3 protein-coding genes are annotated in these 17,995 nt (G+C 32.4%); all 3 read right to left on the minus strand.

Annotation, left to right across the window (positions count from 1 at the left end; translation table 4 throughout):
• Positions 1 to 932: 932 nt before the first annotated feature.
• A complete protein-coding gene (locus PWA39_RS02350) occupies positions 933 to 12,653 on the minus strand; it encodes a DUF1410 domain-containing protein (RefSeq protein ID WP_274827410.1) in 11,721 nt (3,906 codons plus the stop codon).
• Between the two features lie 1,465 nt (positions 12,654 to 14,118).
• The gene (locus PWA39_RS02355) at positions 14,119 to 14,394 is read right to left on the minus strand and encodes a hypothetical protein (RefSeq protein ID WP_274827411.1); all 276 of its coding nucleotides are present in this window, start codon (positions 14,392 to 14,394) and stop codon (positions 14,119 to 14,121) included.
• A gap of 201 nt (positions 14,395 to 14,595) precedes the next feature.
• Positions 14,596 to 17,967, minus strand: coding sequence for a hypothetical protein (locus PWA39_RS02360; protein ID WP_274827412.1), 3,372 nt, complete (start codon positions 17,965 to 17,967; stop codon positions 14,596 to 14,598).
• Positions 17,968 to 17,995: the final 28 nt, after the last annotated feature.

Genomic DNA, 17,995 nt, shown 5'->3' on the forward strand with positions numbered 1-17,995 from the left:
TTAAACTTCTAAATTAAAGGAAATGAAAGTTCAAAAGAACGGCTCCTAAGAATAAATGATTAGCAAAGGGTTAAGTTTTGAATGAACAATATATCTAAAAATTCATTAATGATTTTTTGTTATTCATGATAATTATAACACAAAAAAAATTTTTAGTAAAAAATTTTTGAAATATAACCATTACGAAAGAAAAATCTACTTAACAGTCAAATAAAGCAAACTAAAAAAGCTAAAATTTTAGCCTAAAAAACAAAATTATAAAATTTCTAAACTACTTTTTTAGTTCAAAACACTGATAAAAATCATAAAAAATACAACTGCTATTTAAACTCAATTTAAATAGAAAACTCGTTTTTATTTGTAGCGAGCCTAAAAAAACATATGAAGTTTTGAAAGAGCCATAACCAAAAGCCATAAATTTATAGATTTCTAAATGGTTAAATTTATGGCAATCCATCATATTTAAAAACATAATGGAAAATTCGCAATATCTGATTTTCTTAGACAAAAAACATAACCAATTCCCCCTTAATTCAATATCAAAATTTATTAATTATTCTTAGTGAATCTAATTGTAACATAAATTTTTTTTAGACCAAGCATTTTTTTTTTTTTTTTTGTAAAAGGTTGATTTTAATGTATTATGCAATATTTTAAAACATAGTTCAAAATTTGCTTATTTGATTTTTTTAGGCAAAAAACATATTTAATCCCTCCTTAATTCTAATGTCAAAATTTATTAATTATTCTTAGTTGAGGTGATTATAACATATTTTTTTCTTAGACCAAGCATTTTACGCTAATTTCACGGTTTGATAAGATAATCTATTGAAAGGTATTATTGAACTTTATAAAAACGAAGATAATTTTAAAATTAATTTAAAAGAACAGCATGTCTGCTGTTCTTTTTTCTTTTGTTTATATTATTAAAATTATTCAGGTAATTCAGGTGGTTTGAATGGACCTAACATTGCATAGTAATTAATTGGGTCGTATAATAGAGGTTCGCCATTAGGACCAGTAATGGAGATTATTCAAGAAGATTTATGATCTTCGTTTGAAAAAGAATAAGAAATAGTTGTTTGGTTAGGAAAATCTCAGTTGAAATCGTGTTTTCTTAGAGTTGGGTTGGTAACATGACCCTGTTTATTATCAACAGAGAGGATTTTTCAACTATAGCCGGGGGTGTATTTTGTAAATTTATCACCGGTTACTATCTGTAACCAATTTTGGTTACTTTGACCTAGTCGTGGTATTGCTCTATTTAAATAGAAAATGCTATTAAGAACCGAATCATTTGTTGTTCATTCAACCGAAGGTGCTGATCAAAATACTTTCGAAATGTTTTTTGGGAACTTATTGATTCGAGGAATTAAATGAATATTATTAGGTTGAGGTCCTCAATTCGGTTTCCAAAGAGTATGAAAATTAACTCCGGATCCTACTATCGATAAAGCATCATGAGGGGCAGCGGTTCTTGCATAAGGCATTATATGACCTGGGGTAGCATAAGGCGAATTAAGAACAAAAGAATAAGTTGAAGCCGGACTAGTTATATCTGGGTTTTTGAATTGCAGTGATATTGGTAAATTAACAACTTTACCAGCTGGATATCAAAGTGGTTTAGCATTTCTAAACTTTGCAGGGAGACTAAAAGTTCCTAAATCAGTATTAATTCTTCAATAAAGAGTCACATATTTTATTCCAAAGCCGACATCAGTTTTTGTTCTAATTGCAACTGGCTCTTCAGGAACTTCAATATCTTGGACGGGTCCTCCAGCATCCCATCTTGGGTTATTAAAAATTTGACTATCAGGGACACCAATTTGCTTACTACTAATTGAGCTAGTAGGTTGTTTATTAATAACAACTTTTAGTCAATCCTGTTCATCATAAGGTGTTAAATGCGGGAATTCGCCAAAAGGATTGTAATCTTTTCCAGTTTTTTGAATCAAATCAAGCGGGTCATAAATTGAATAACTAAAGCCAATTAGTCCTGGATTCATATAGTCAACATTAGTTGGGGTAACAATCGCCGCACTTGATTGAAGTCTAAATGTTATTGACTGGGATTTAGGCTGACCACCCTGACCAGTTTGAGTACTTTGAGTACCATTACCGCTACCTTTGGTTTGATCTTGTTTGCTAGGATCAATTTGATAGTTATTTATATCCTTCATTGTGACTTTAATTTGAGCACCAACAATTGATTTTAAAGTTTTTGGCTGAAGTTTAAATGTTGCCGTTACTCTTTGAGGATCTCATTTTAAGTCTGATAAGACAACATCATTATTAAAATGACCTTTTGGTTGTTGAATGTAGTTGGTTACCCTACTTAAGTCCTTTTTAACTGGTTGTTGGTTTAGAACATTGAGATTTTGATGAGTTCTATGAGGTATCAATTCAACTTCAAGATTTTGTTTGAGCCAATCCATAGTTATTGCAGTTCCGGCTTGTTCGTTAAATCGAACATAGACTTGCTCACCTTCATAATAATCATATCTAAGTGGGTGAGATCAAGCTGACTCCAGACTAACAGGTACATTAAGCGGAGCAAAATAAATTGTATCTTGTTTACCGCTACTTCCACTTCCATTATTTTTAACCGGCAAGCCTTCAACATCTTTAAGATATTTTAGCAGTTGCTCACTATGTTCAAAGTTTTCAATTTTATGACTATCTTTAATTGTTTGATCATAAGGAATAATTTCGGTTACCTTATAAATTGCTCCTGGTTCAAGATTTGGAATATTAAAAGTTAAAGTTCGAGTTTCTGGATCAATTAAAACTGGATTTGAATTTGAATCAATTGTTAAATCATTACCAATAGGAGGAAAGACTTTTTTATATGATACTATAAAAGGAACATCAGCAATCGAATCAGCTTGTTTTTGATCTTTTAGTTTTACACTAAGATTTACAGTTGTGGTTGAAATTGGTTTAAGTTCCAATGCACCAATATCAGCTAAATTTAATTTTTTAGCTGTTGTTCGAAACTCTTGTAAATCTTTTTTTGCCCCTGAGGCAATTTCGGGAGCAAATGCAACAGTTAAATCTTGACTGAGTTGGTTTTGGGAGGTGGTAGTTCCGGCAGCACCTCCAGCTCCAGCAGTACCTTTTTCTAGTTTTAGAGTTATATCATTATACTCAGTAAATTGTTCAAGACCCTCAACTTTAAAGGTGATTTTATTATCATCAGGAGGGTTAGAAGTTTCTTTACGTCCCTCTTTGGTACTGCTATTAGTTGTACCAGTTCCGGCGGGTTGTTGCTGTGGTTGAGCTGGCTGTGTAGGATTTTTCTCAGTAACAGTGAATTTAGGACTAAAGCCAGCATCTTGGAGGTCTTTAGTTCAACCTTCAAGTTCGATTGTAGCATCATTATCATTAATTTGTGTTTTAACAATATTTGTTATTAAAGGTTGAGTAATAAAATCAAGAATAACTTGGTTATTTCCTTGCCCTTGCCCGGCTGAAGAAGAACTAGCAGAACTTGAAGTACTTGAAGTACTTGAAGTACTTGAAGTACTTGAACCAACAGTGCCAAAACTTCAACCTTGAGTTAAATTAGGATTTTGAGCTTTTTGAGACTCATCGACTTTAAGATTGACAGTTTTTGATGTCAAGGCATTAATTTTGTATTTTCTTCCAGGCTCGAGGATATTTAAGAATCTAAAGGTAGCTTGTAGTTTATCTTGTCCACTGGTATTTGAATTAGTAATAGTAGTTGTAGCACCAATTGATTGAGACTGATCATCACCTTTTTCAAGATACAAGGTAACAAGATCGTCTTTTAAGAAAGCATCATTTTGGTCAAATTCTAGCGTAATTGTTGCTGAATCGGTTGTTACGTCTTTAATTTCGGTTTTAATTAATTTAGTGTTTTCAGCTGTTGAGTAAAACTTACGTTGTAATGCACTTTCGTTACTAATTGGGGTGTCAAAGGTGATAGGGGTTCCAGATCCTATTGATTTATCTTTAATTGACTTAATAATATATTGTTTTGCTTTTTTAAGACCTTGATTAACGACAAATTGAACACTTGAAACTTTTTGACCACCAGATTGACTTAGCCTTTGTGTAGTAGATACTTTTTTATCAGTATCTCTTCAACTAGTTGGAATATATTTATTTCCGAATTGTTCATCAATTTGTGCTTCTAGTTCCAAAGTCTTATTATTTAGCTCACCGTTATTGTTGTAAAATTCAACATCAACATTAGTTTGGCCTTCTGAGACAGTCTCATATTTAATTGCCTTAATTGCATTTTTAGTTTTTAAGTCAATTCTTGCATTAGCAGGCGGAGTTACTTTTAATTTTTGTGGTAAACGAACAGCATATTGATTCTGAACACCTTCTTTTAGGTTAAATATATAATTTCTAATTGTATATTTATCTCCTGGAATAAGACCTTTGGCCTCAAGAACAATTTGCCTTTTATTACCAAGTCTAGAACCAGTTTGAGGTGCACTTGATTCTTCTATTTGTTTTGATTCAGTATAAAAAACTCTTCCTTCAACTGATTCAAGCTCTAGTTGAATATTATATTTATCTCTTAAAAAGGTTCAATCGCCATTGTCAAGTTCAATTTGGAAATAACCGCTTGTAAGTTCTGGAGTGTTTCTTCTTTGGCGGTTTACAGTTATATTTGAACCTCTTGTCGTTGAACTTGTTACACTTCTAATTGTTGTTGTTTCAACTGTTGTATTGACAATTGTCTGTCATTTTTCTGCCTCAGATGTTTCTACTCTTTTGTCAAGAGGTTGCAATTTTTCTTTGTCAATATAAAGACTTAATGGTGTAGTAGCTTGGCCTTTAGCCACAAGACTAATTTCTTCAATTAAGTATCAATTACCTTTTTGAAGCCCACCTAGTTCAAATTCTAAAAAGGTAATTCCGAAATTTTCTTCACTTTCTTGTTGGGTTTGAACTGCTGCACTTGGTTGTCTTTGAGGCACTCTAACTGTGACTGAATCAATATTTTCGGTTGAAGATGGATCAGTAGCACTAGCCGTTGTTGGATCTCACCAACCATATTTAAAGTTATTTCTACGAAGCTTTTTATATTTAATAATAGCTCTATGATTGCTAAAGTCTAATTTTTGTGAGTTTTCAACAGCTAAATTTAGTTTAATACTTGTTTCACTAGGAACATAAGTCATTTTTGTAATCAGTGGGGCAGTATTAAAACTAAATGAAGACTGGACACTTGGTTGAGAAGAAAAATTAACAGCAACTGGGGCATTAGGATCAGGAACAATAATTTTAATTTGTTGGGCTTCATCTTCAAGACCAATTATTGTATATTGTGCTCCTGCATCTAAATTATCAAGATCAAATTCATAATAATAATGAGCACGGTCAGGTTGATTGTTTAGTCAACCTTGGGTATTGTTGCCTTGAGTTTGTACTAACCTTGACTGAACAGAAGTTGTTGTTGTATTAGAAATTCCTTGTTTTGAAGATCTATAAACTAATTTTAGTCTTGTTGATTTTTCTTCAAGTGGTTTGTCTTGACTTGCGAAAAATACTCTAACTTTTGCTTTTTGCCAAGGCTTACCGTTTCGCCCCTTATCTAATTGATAAGTAATTCCTAAGGCTGTTGCAGATTCAAAAGTTGTTTTAAATTGTTTTTCTTGGCCTGGAGTTTGTTGACCTGAATCCTGCTGAGCATTTTCTTGGATTTTTTGGTCGTCAAATTCAATATTTTGCTGATTTTGGAATTGAGTCTGAGCACCGCCAAGGGTTGCTGGATTTTGATTTTGGGCTTGATCAAAAACTAATGAAGCAATACTATAGTCAGTATTTTTGTCAAGACCTTTTAATTGGAAGACAACTTTTGAAGTTTTTTCAATTTCATCAGCAATAATTGTGCCTTCTACTTCCATTGTTTGGTTAGTATTATATGTAAAAGTTCCTTTTACAGCCTTACCAATAAATGAACCATTTGGATCTTCAATTACTAATTCAATTGTTGCACTTGTTTCTGAAATTGCTTTTTTACGGATTGCAATTATTTTTGTATTTGTATAAAAACTACGTTTTGCAATAGTAACTGATTCTTTAATTGCAATTGGTGGAACTTCAAGACCTGACAACAAAGGAGAAGCTTTTAAATCTTCGTTAAGAAAATCAAGTGATTCAACAACATATTTTCCTGGTTCATTAATATTATTAATTGTTACTTCAACAGTGGGTTCTGAACCGGTTGTATTTAGTGTTGAATTAAAACTGTTTTTGTCAATTTCAACACTTTGACCTAAACCTTTTGGACTTTTATAGTTGACTTTAATTTTTTGGTGTGTTTCAAGAAAGGCTTTGAATTTTGGATCAAATTTAATTGTTAGTTTTGCATTATTTTGATTAAAATCAGGTTGAATTTCAATTGACTTAACATCTACTTTTGCAGGGTAAGTTAAAAATGCCCGTTTTTCTTCAGCTTGAGGTGAGAAATTAAAGAGTCCTGAGTTTTGATCACCATCAGTTTCGGTCTTAGTAGTTAAAACACTATCTAATTGATTATTTGTGTCATAAGCAATTTTTGTTATGTAATATTGAGCAAAAGGATCAAGACCACTAAGAGTAAATTTGAATGTTGTGCTGTCTTGAATTGACTCGTCTCCTGACTTTTTAGCTTGCCTGCTTGTTGCAGAAGTGTTTTGTAGTGTTGCTAATACTTCTTGGATTGTGTCTTTTGCCTCATTACCATCAACAACTTTTTTAAACTGAATTTTTGCTTTTATTGATTGACCGGCTTGAGTTTGTTTAAATACATCCCCTGTATCTTTAAGATTTAAAATAAAATCATAATTTTCAGGGTTTGTATCATTACGGAACTGTAAAATTGAATTAACAATTGGTAAGGTAGCAAACTTTTTGTTGTCCTCGGTTACTTTTGTATCAAAAACAAAATTTAATGCTTTAGCTGAAGTTGTGCTTCGGCGACGTCTTGAACCAGTAGTAGAATCTTTTTGTTTGATTCCTAAAACACGAAATCCGGTACCTTTTTCAAGGTTAGTTAGTTCAGCTTTAAATTTAACTTCGTTTGCAGTTGAATTATCAAGAGTTAATGGGGCAGTTTTTTCAACAGTTGAACCAGTTTGGTAATAAACTAACTCTAACTTATCTTTATAATCAGCATGTTTTAAATACTCATCAGTTTTATCAAAAGTTAAAGTAATTGTTGCACTATCAACTTTTTTGTCATCTATTTCAATTTTTGCAACTTTTGCTGATTCAGGTCTAATGGTGAATTCATCACCAAATTGAATTTGACCATTTCCAGTAACATTTCCTTCAATTTGCGAATTTGTTCCTGGGTCGCTAACTTTAATTGCAAAATCTGAAAACTTTTGTTGTGTGCTTGGAGTAGTTTTTGTAGTTGGATCAGCTTCGAACAGAGTTGCGGCAGGAACTGTGGCAGAAGTTGTTTGTTTTATATCAGCTCAAGTTAGACTTAAGACTTTATAAATAGCATTTTTTTCTAGATTGTCAAGTTCAAAACTAAATTTAGAGTTTTTAATTTTTGCTTTTTGTGTAACATTATAAACTGTCCGATTTTGAAGGTCTGTTCCGTCTGGCTCAAACATTTTTTGTAGTTTTATTTCAACATCACGACCTTCAAATCCACCATTTGTAATTTCTCTTCCGGCTAACGGGTCTCTAATTGTAAAGTTAGCAAGATATTTTGTCTCAGAAATTTTATCAATTGAATAAGCAATTACTTCTGGCTTAGTTGCAAAATAAAGTTTTGATAGAACTTCAGGAGTTGCTTGATTTTGGGCTCCTTGGGTTCCTTGGGATGTCTGAGGGTCGCTAAATTTGAAAGTTTTTAGTCTTTTTGGCCCGCCTTCAACTTCAGGGGTTATATCTTCTACTTTTGTAAGAACATATAAGTTTCCAGGGCTAACTGAATCAAGACTAAGGTCAATTGTTGGCTTTGCGCCTTGATTATTGGTTCCAAATTCTTGTTCGGTAGTTACTTGTTGACCAGTTTGACTATCTTGGAAAGTAAACTGAAGTTTTCTTTTTGTATTAGCACTACTTTGGTATAAAAATTGCTCATTTTGGGCAAAACTAACTCTAATATCAGCACTTGTATTATCAGATTTATAACTAATATCAGTAATGGTTGCTGATTCAGCATCAAGTACAAATTCTTTAGTTACTTTTTGATCTGGTTGGGTAGGTTGGGTACCTGGTTGACCAGCAGCAGCACCATCAAAGCCATCAACTTTTTCTCCGCCTTGAATTTGGTTAGGTTGAACTTGAGTTGGCAAGCTATCAAGAACTTTTAGCTCTTCAATTTCGTATTGGCCAGCTTTTTCTAAACCACTAATGTCAAAAACGGCATTTCCGTTGATTATTTCGGCACTATAAACAGTTGGAATTTGAGGCTGAGGTACTTGGTTACCCTTTGACTTAATCTTAATTTGTAAAAATTTATTATTTCAATTAGCACCATTGTCATTTAATTTAACATTAATTTGAACAGAAGTCTCAGAAGTTGAAATTGGCTTAATTTGGGCTAAACTTGGTCTTGGTGAGAAAAATTGTTTTTCAAAACCAGCCTGAGTATTTGGTGAGTTATCAAATTCAAATTTAAATTCTTGTTTTTTTAGATCAAGTTCATTTCGTACTTGAGTTGACTCGTCTTTTAGCTTAATATTTTCAATTTCATATTTATCTCCTGGAGATAAATTGCTTAAATTAAATGTAATTGTTTTATCTGTTGCATTAACAGTTGCTTGAACTTGTTCGGTTTGGCTTGCTTGGGTTGATAAATTTTTATAGCTAAGCTCAATTTGTTTTTGACCTAAATAGTCATCAATATTGTCAAGAGTAAGTTTAACATTTAAAGAAGTTGTCTGAATTGACTCAGTTTCAATTTTGACAATTTTTGCAGTCTTAGCTGTTGTAACAAATGATTTTTTGGCTTCTAAATCTGTATCAGTTTCAAGTAGATCAATTTCTTCTTCTTGAACTCCGCTTTGGGAGTCAACATTAACTAAAACTGGATCTAAACTACGCTTAGAACGTCTTGAAGCAAAAGTTGCAACACCAGAATTAGCAGCAGGAGCAACTTCTTTTTCAAATTTAACTGATTTAATTTTGTATTTTGTTGCCTTTTCTAAATTTAAAAAGGTAAAATCATAAATCCCATTAAGACTTGTTCCACTTAAGACTAAATTATTTTGAGCTTGAGTTTGACCTTGACCTTGAGCACCACTAGCTCCGCCAATTTTTTCTAACTCAACAATTAATTTTTTACCGGCAGTATATCTTCCATCATCTTTGAGCTCAAGTCGAAGACGAGCTTGGGTTTCAACTTCAGTATCAAATTCAATTTTTTTAATTACTGCTGCAGTTGCGATTATTTGGTCTTTATAAAAATCAAGATCATCTAAATAAATATCAACTTTTGGTGTGCTTTGTGGACTAGTATCATCTTGGACTTGTTCAAAGCCAAGAATTACATATTGCTGACCGTTTTCTAGATTTTGAAGCTCAAAAGTTGTTTTTTGGCTGTCAACATTAGTTTTTGCTTCAACAATTTGTTCTTGTTGCTCGCCACCATATTTTTTAAAACGAACTTTGAGTTTGTTTTTGTTAAGAAAATCATCAAGCTTTTCGGTGGTAGCTTGCCCGTTTGCTTGATTTGGAAAATCTTTGCCAAATTCAACTTCAAATTGAGCGGTGTTTTTAGTTCGATTTATTAGCTGAATTTTTGTAACATTAGCAGTTTTTGGAATAGTTTGAAATTGACTTTTCTCGTGTGAGTCAAGTAAATTATCTTTAAAAGGAATTAAAACTGCACTAGTATTAGTGTCGGCAAATTGAGTAAGGGAACGACGAACACGAGCTCCTGTCTGAACAGCAACAGCCTGAGGGGTTGTATCTTCAAGCTCGAGTGAGTTTTTATCTATTTCATAAAGACCTTGTTTGTATAGGTCAGTAATATCAAATAAAATACGAGCACTATTTACTTTTGCACTAATTTTTCCTTCTTTAAAGTTAGCACTTGTAGCTAAATTCTCATCGCCATTTTTTGCTTTTAGACGGTATTTAAGTGTTGCTGTCTTACCATTATAGACACCTTTTGCATCAGCTAAAATGAAAGTAGCAATTACACGCTGCTCGTAAGAGTTATCATACCCTACTTCAATAATTGCACTCTGAGTGAAAAATGAAGACTGACTTGAGTCAAATTTGTGATCAGCATCGCCAAATAAAATATTTCTTTCGGTAAGTACTCTGTTTGTATCTTGGTTTAGTTCAACTTCTTTTGTAAGAACAATCGAATTAATATTGTATTTTGACCCGATTTCAAGATCTTTTAGCTCAAAAGTTAAAGAATTATCAGCATTTTGGCCAGTATTAGTTTGCTCTGCAAAAGCTGATAAAAGTTTTGATGAACCTGCAAGAGAATAGTAAATTTTTACTTTGTCATTTCCAATTGCCTTAATTGTCTCAGGACTAAAAGTTACTTTTAGTTTGGCACTTGTTTGTTGCTCAGCAAGATTTTCAATTTTAGTTAAAACCAAAGGAGCATGAACACCAAATATTTTTTGAGCCGGAGTTATTGTTTTTGAAACTGCGAGAATATCTGAATCACCTTTTGATGACTTATAGTCTTCAACTTCAATTTTTTCAATTAAATAGTTTTGTCCCTTTGATAGCGAATTTACTGGCAAATTGGCAATTATTGAATTATTTTCAATAATTGCATCAATAGTCTTAGAAGTCCCGCCTAGTATTAGTTCTTTGTAAGTTATTTTTGCTTTTTTTAGTGACTCTAGAATATTTTTAAAGGCAATATTAAGTTCAACTGCAGTGTCAGATTTTGTTGTATAAGTAATTGAGCTAACAGCCGGACGGGTAGTTCAGGTTAGTTTATTTGTGCTAATATTAGGACCAAAATTTAAAAATAATTTATTAACAAATTCGTTTGTAGAATCAGCAATTCCGACTGAGTCAATTAAATAATTAGTTCCGGGCTCAAGATTAATTAAATCCCAACTAAGAACCAATTTATTACCATTAATACTAAAAGCTTGTGCCTGAGATTTAATTAAATTACTTGATCCGGCTACTTTAAAGTATAGTGTTGCAATTTTATCTTTAATAAAATCATCAACTGAGTCAAGAATCATGCTAACACGGCTTTGATCTTCGCTAATTCGGTCAACAACCACTGATTCAACCATTGCACTTGTTGCATTAGTAAAGAACTTTTTCTGTTTTTGGTCAAAATTTTGAGCAAAGAAAATTTGGCTAGTCTGAGGCTGACCGTTTTCGTCAAAATTTGTGGCATTTTCAACAATTTCAAGTGATGAAATTGTAAAGTGTTTTTCTTTTGGTAAATTTTTTGCCAAAGAAAATAGTTTATTTCCAACAACTTGGGCTGAACTTGTCAGCATTTTAGTTGGCTGGTCATCAGCAAAGAAATTAATTTTTACTTCTTTACCATTTAACATTAATGATTGGTCATTGAATTTAATATCAAAACTTGAGGTATTATTCGCATCAACAAAAGTTCTAATTCGGGCAATTTCAGGTGCAGAAATAAATGAAAGATTATTATTTGTTGAAATTGCCAAAGAGCCAGAATTATTCCAAATTCGTGAAATTCAAAATTTGGTTCCCCCAGGAATTTGTTTTAAATCTAAATTAGCAAAAACTTTATTGTTTTGGACAACTAAACTAACATCGTTTGCAACGCCAAATTGGAAATTGTCTAATTCGTCTTTGTAATAATATTCTAAATTAATTTTTTCATTTGGATTAATTTTAATATTTTTGTTTTCAAAAGCCAAAGAAATCTCAAGCAAAGCTGAATTTAGACCGTAGGCTTTTTGGCTAAGATTTAAAATTTTACCAGCAATTGGACTTGGGGCAAAATAACGATTAGCCAAAGGCGAAATTGCCAAATCAAAAAGCTGATCAGGATCGTCAAAGTAATATTTTGTGCCAACAATTTCGTATTTTTGATTGCGATCTAAATTTCTGAGCACAAAACTAGCTTGTTTTTGGTCATTTTTGGCAACAAGTTGTCCTTTTGCTTCAAGAATTTTATTTGAACCAATTTCTTTGTAGTACAAAATTAAATTAGCTGAATCAAGTAAGTTTTGGGAGTCAAATAAATCAAGATCTAAAATTGTATCATTTTCAATATCATAATGACTAAATTTTTCAACTTGATTTTTAGTTGAAAAAAACTGCGATGTTTTGGAAAAACTAAAATAATAACGTGGATTGTTTGGAGCTACAAGTTGTAATTCATAAATTGAACCACCAAGCAAATTATCGGCATAAGTATGGAAAGTGTCAGTTTTTGGGTCATACTCGACTTTAGTTTTAACACTATAACGCGATTTTTGACTAATATAAACAAGTTCTAAATCAGCTTTTTTTGCCCAGTCAGTATCTTGTTTTGTTTTACCTTGGAGTTTAAAACTAAAATCACCTGAATTAGGACTTACATTGTCAGCAACAAAATTTTGGACATAGATTGTTTTTGGAGTAATTACTTTGGCAAGATAAGGCGAGAGCGAAACAATAGCACCGGTTAAAAAACCGCTGCTTGCAAGTAATTTTTTACTAAGATGGTTGTTAATTGTTTTATTGTTTTGGTATTCTTGATTTGCTTTTTTCATAATTATCTCCTTTAATTGGTTGAAATAAACTTTTTAGGAGTTTTGAATACTTTTTCACTTGTGCTAGTTCTTGAGTTAATGCACCACCGTGGTTTTGTTCCAATTTAAGTCCGTAATTTTGCTCACCAAAAGGAATTTCAAGATCTTGACCTTGAAGTTTCGAAATTTGTACTCAACATTTGTGGACTAAATTGTCTAATTCATATTCAATTTCAAATATTGATTCATCTTGGAAATCTTGTAACTTGTGATTGGGTAATTAAAGTAATTGGAATTTTACTTTTGTTTCTTGTTTTGGATCAAAGCTGAATAGATAGAACAATTGATTGTTAACAACACGCTCTGAAGCTAGCAGTGATCACTCTTTGCTTTAATTTTTAATTTTGCACTTGTGTCTTTAAGTTCAGACACAACCAAAGACTCAATAACAGTTGGGATAATAACTTCGATTCCTAATATAGGAGCATAATCTAAATTATATTGTCTTTCAGGAACGGCAACTACAATATCCTCGTGTCTTCTACCTTTAAGATCAGTATCTCTTGAAACACTTTTGAGTGTAAATTCAAAGCCAATTTTGGTTCCCCGGTTGGATTTGTGAGCCCTTGTAGCTAAATCAATATCAACTTTATAAGGTGTTGCTTGTTTAGTTGATCTTGAGTTACCGCTAGATTAGTAATTGTAGCTACATCAGTATTATCATTTTTATTTTTAATTTTAACATCAAATGTTGCACCATCTGAAGAAATGAATTGTCATTATCAAAATAAAGACTTACATTTCCAAAAACTTTTTGAACCATCCTCTCTTTGTAGGATTAAGCCCTCGCTAAGTTTGAGCGTAAGTCGCACTTCCAAGATTTCTGAGTTGTAGTTCCAAAGAATTCCAGCTTTTAAGTCTTTAACTTCTAAGTCAAGCAAGGAAAATTTTTTTGAACTGCTTCGCAGTAAATTTTAGATTTCTTGCAGCAATAAACTATCAATTCTTAACTCCACCGATTTCGAAATTTTTAATATCATAAGTATGGAATCTATCAAGGTTGGTTAATTTAAAAGTAACCCTTCCCAGCTGCTGTCACGGTCATATTGAGATCTCGGATATAAAACTAATTTCGCTTGATCGCAGCAATAGCCCAGGAGTCTGACTGTCACGTACGCTTGCCGAAGTTACCATCCGAACGAATAATAGTAATTGTGGCAAAACTTCTTGGGATTTGTAAAAAATGTTTATTAAAAGTAAATTCTAATGTTGCTGATCTACCATCGGCATCTAGATATCATCTTGAGAAAAATTAGTTGCTTCTTCCATACTCAAATTGAGTTTTAGTTTCAAAAAATGGAATTTTTTGATCTCGAGGAGCATTTTCGACCTCAACTCGAGTCAAATTTGACAACTTCCATTTGACCCGTAACTTCAAGTTGTTGGATTAGCTTGATTTTGAGCGTCAACAGCTTTAATTTTTAAATTAGTTTTTGAGTTGATAGCGCCTTGCCGAATCTGGAGTGGTAGCTTCTTTAATTGTAAATTTAGTAATTTCGTAAGTTTTATTTGGAGCTAAACTAGTTCGATTTGTAGCATCTTTTGAACTAGTATTATCAATTGTTACACGTGAAATTGGACCATCAGGAATAAAACTAAATTTAGTTATCAAGCGAGTTGCAACTACCGCCCACCTGCGTCAAAAAGCCGGGTCAAGTTTCTTCGGTAATTTCAAGTTCAACTTTGTGTTTGTTTTCTTCAAAGATATTCAAGTCTCCTTTCGATCAAATTGAAAAATAACATTAGTCATTTCATCTCATACAAGCACCGAACTTGGGAAAAATTAGTAAGCCAACCTTTTTTACCTGGAGTTGTAAATCGAAGTTTCGTCAACTCTTCTTGAGTTTTATAATTATCTCCTTTAATTGGTTGAAATAAACTTTTACTTATTTAAAAATAATGATTAATAAGTGAGTCTAAGTCAGGCTTTATCATGTGATACCCATGGGACAAAATAAGGGTTTTCAGCATCGACTTGGAGTCCATTATATCCTTTTACTGGGAAGAGGTACTTGTGGACTGGTTGTCCATTACCAGGGTTAAAGTTTTTATACTGTTGATTTTCAACATATTGATTCTGACCAACATCTTGCCTTAATGCAGGATTTTGGGTAAAGTTTGGCGGTAAATAAGGGAAAACTAGTAGACCCATGAAATTTAAATTTGTTCCGGCTTTTGGAAGTTCTTGTTCGGATCAATTAGGTGGAGCTAAATTTATTCAAAGAGTTTGGTCATTAACGTTAATATCATCTTGTAATTTGATAGGAACTCCGTTTTTATTTCCAAACAAATAGATTTTTCCTGCTTGATCAACAAAGGTCGCATAAGAAACAGTTGGTAAGATTTCCTGAAGTTTTACACCGAAGCCAATTTTGTTATCCGGATTGTTAAATTGAATTCTTAGTCATTTTGCGGCTGGGTCGTATTTAGCAGATTTTATACCAAAAGGGTGACGAGTTTGTTTTTTAAAAAGATCATCTAAAAAATTTTCTATGTAACGATTAGCATAAGGTGTTCCATAAATTTGACCGGCTATATTAAAATCAGCGCTAGTTGGATTATTATTACCACTCTCAGGAATAAGAGTTTTGACAGGTCCTGTTGGGCCAATAAAAAAAGTTTTATCATGGTTTAAGGTTCCAAAATCTCTATGCGTTTTTTCAAAAAGCGATCTAGTGAAAGCGTCAACAATTAGTCCTTGTTGTGTATTTTTATCATATTGTCTAACTTCTGATCCATGCCAAACATTTCCGGATGGATTTGCCCAAAAGTTACCTCAATATGGATCTTCTTTTTGAATTATTGGCGAAGTCATAAATGTAAGATTTACATTGGGCGAAAAAACAGGTACTAATGGTTCGTAATCATTGTGTTGATTTTCTGGTTTTCATAGATCATTTGGGTTTAATAATTTTGGATAAATACTAATAATTTTTTTAGCAAAGGCTTGAGGATTTGTCCAATGATAAGTGATTATTAAACCAATTGTTGTTTTTGTATCTGAAACATCAACTTTTGCTAGTCTAATGGCATAAAATTTCTCATGAGTCGTGTTGACTTTTGGTTGTTGCCTTGGTTCTAAAGTTTTAGGGATCTGTTGAGTTAGCTTAATATATTCTTTATTTGGAGTAGTTAAAAGACTAGCGAATGGATTGGAAAGATCATAGTCATAGCCTTTTACATCAAAATCAAGATTATAAATAGTACCTCCATCCCGCCTAAAACTATTATATTTGATTACGTTGCTTATTCCATTATCATTCGATCCATCAACTTTATATAATTGTTGTCGAGTTGGCGTTGTTGAATCACGAATTAAGGTTGTTTGAAGATTGAAAAAAATATTACTTGATAAATCAACTCAACTACCTAAATCATCTACGCCTCTAATTTGAGCTCTGCTAAATTGATCCTTTAATGGTGCTAAAAGTTTTTTTGGATCTTCAAATTCCATTTCAATATAAGCGCCAATTTGGTTTAGTGGCTTAATTTCAGATTTTTTTAGCAAAATTCTGTTTGTATATTTGGCAAAATCATCAAGTTCGATTGTTTGAATTCTTGACACACTACTATTTTGAGCAGAAAAAGTGCCACCAGAACTAGTATAAGCTTGAGTGTTTGTATTATTGTTTGCTGTTTGATTGGTATTAATATTAGTTATAAGTTTAGAAAATTCTGATGCTTCACGGGTTTCATTGTCTTTGAAATATTTATACTGAATAGCAACACGCATCTTGTAATATGATAACCAAGATGCGTCACCTTTAAGAGTAAAAGCAAAATAACGACGATAAGGGTTTGGGTTTGTTAAGTGTGGACTGGATTTAAATACGTCTGATCTATATTTTGTTAAAACTTGAATTCTGTCGAGTTGTTGTCTGTGCTGTCTTAATCTTTCTAAACGTTGAGTAATAGCCGCTTTTATTTCGGCACCTTGTCTTCGGAGCTCAGCTTCATAATTTGTCCTATTGCCACTAGTTGCAAGTTCTTTGATCAAATTAATCCGAATTTCATCTTGCTGACTAAAGTTTTTTATTTCGTTTTCTATTGTTTGAATTTGTTTGTCAACCTCAGCTTGCTGAATTAAAAGTCGCTGTAGTTCAGGACCTTCTTCATATTCAGTTGGTGGTCCAGCTAGTTCACGTGGATTATATAATTCAATAAAGGAATCTGTAAAATTTGGTTCATATTTTGCCACTTGTATTCAACTTGAAGCATCATTAGGATTATTCCCTTTATCTTTATCCTCACTCCCCTCAAGAATTAGTTTTCAGTCTTTAATTGATGCTTCATCAATTGCCCGATAAGGGTCGTCAAAGGCAAAGTAAATAGTTTGTTCAAAAGTGTCTTCTTTTCCTGAATGATTGTAGAAATTAGTAATTCCGGCCTTTACTAATGGAGGTTGAGCTAACTGAGTTGTAAACTCAAGATTATTTTTGTTAGGAACAGTAGCTTGGGTATCATCAAGATTTAAAGTAATTTGATTTGAAACATCAGCATCAACTGTTTTAATTTGACTAATTTTATAAGTTGTTGAAGGATAGAAATTAGTATCTTGAGCATCGGTGACTTCTTTATTATTTAGACTTGCAACAAGTGCTTTTTTGCTAGCATCGTATTCAACATTAAATTCGTATTCTTTTTCGGCTGCATTGTCACCAGTTGTTAATGGTTTACCTGCAGGGTCAAGAGCTTTAAATTTAACTTTAATTCTTTTATTATTTAGTGATCACATTTGAACTGGATCTAAATTTAGAGTTAAATTCTCAGGTGCATATTCAGGTTTAGGAGTAGCACCTGTGCTAGTATAATTTCTAGGTGCTTGGGTTAAAATAATTCTCTCAGGTGAAAGCTCAGTAAAAGGAGTTTTGAATATTTTCGCACTTGAACTAGCATTTTGTTGAGCTGATCCAGGTTGCTCCAATTTAAGTCTGTAATTTTGCTCACCAAGAGGAATTTCAAGATCTTGACCTTGAAGTTTTAAAATTTTGTACTCAACATTTGGGATTAAATTGTCTAAATCATATTCGATTTCAAATCTTGATTTATCTTGAAATCTTGTAACTTGTGATTGAGTAATTAAAGTAATTGGAATTTTACTTGTTGTTTGTTGGTTTGGATCAGGTTGAATAGATAAAACAATCGGATTGTTAACAACACGCTCGAAGTTAGCAGGATCACCTTTTAATTTAATTTTTAATTTTGCACTTGTATCTTTAAGTTCAGACACAACTAAAGACTCAATAACAGTTGGAATAATAACTTCTGATTCCAATATAGGGGCATAATCTAAATTATATTGT

The organism is Mesomycoplasma ovipneumoniae ATCC 29419 (assembly GCF_028885435.1).
Classification (GTDB): domain Bacteria; phylum Bacillota_I; class Bacilli_A; order Mycoplasmatales; family Metamycoplasmataceae; genus Mesomycoplasma; species Mesomycoplasma ovipneumoniae.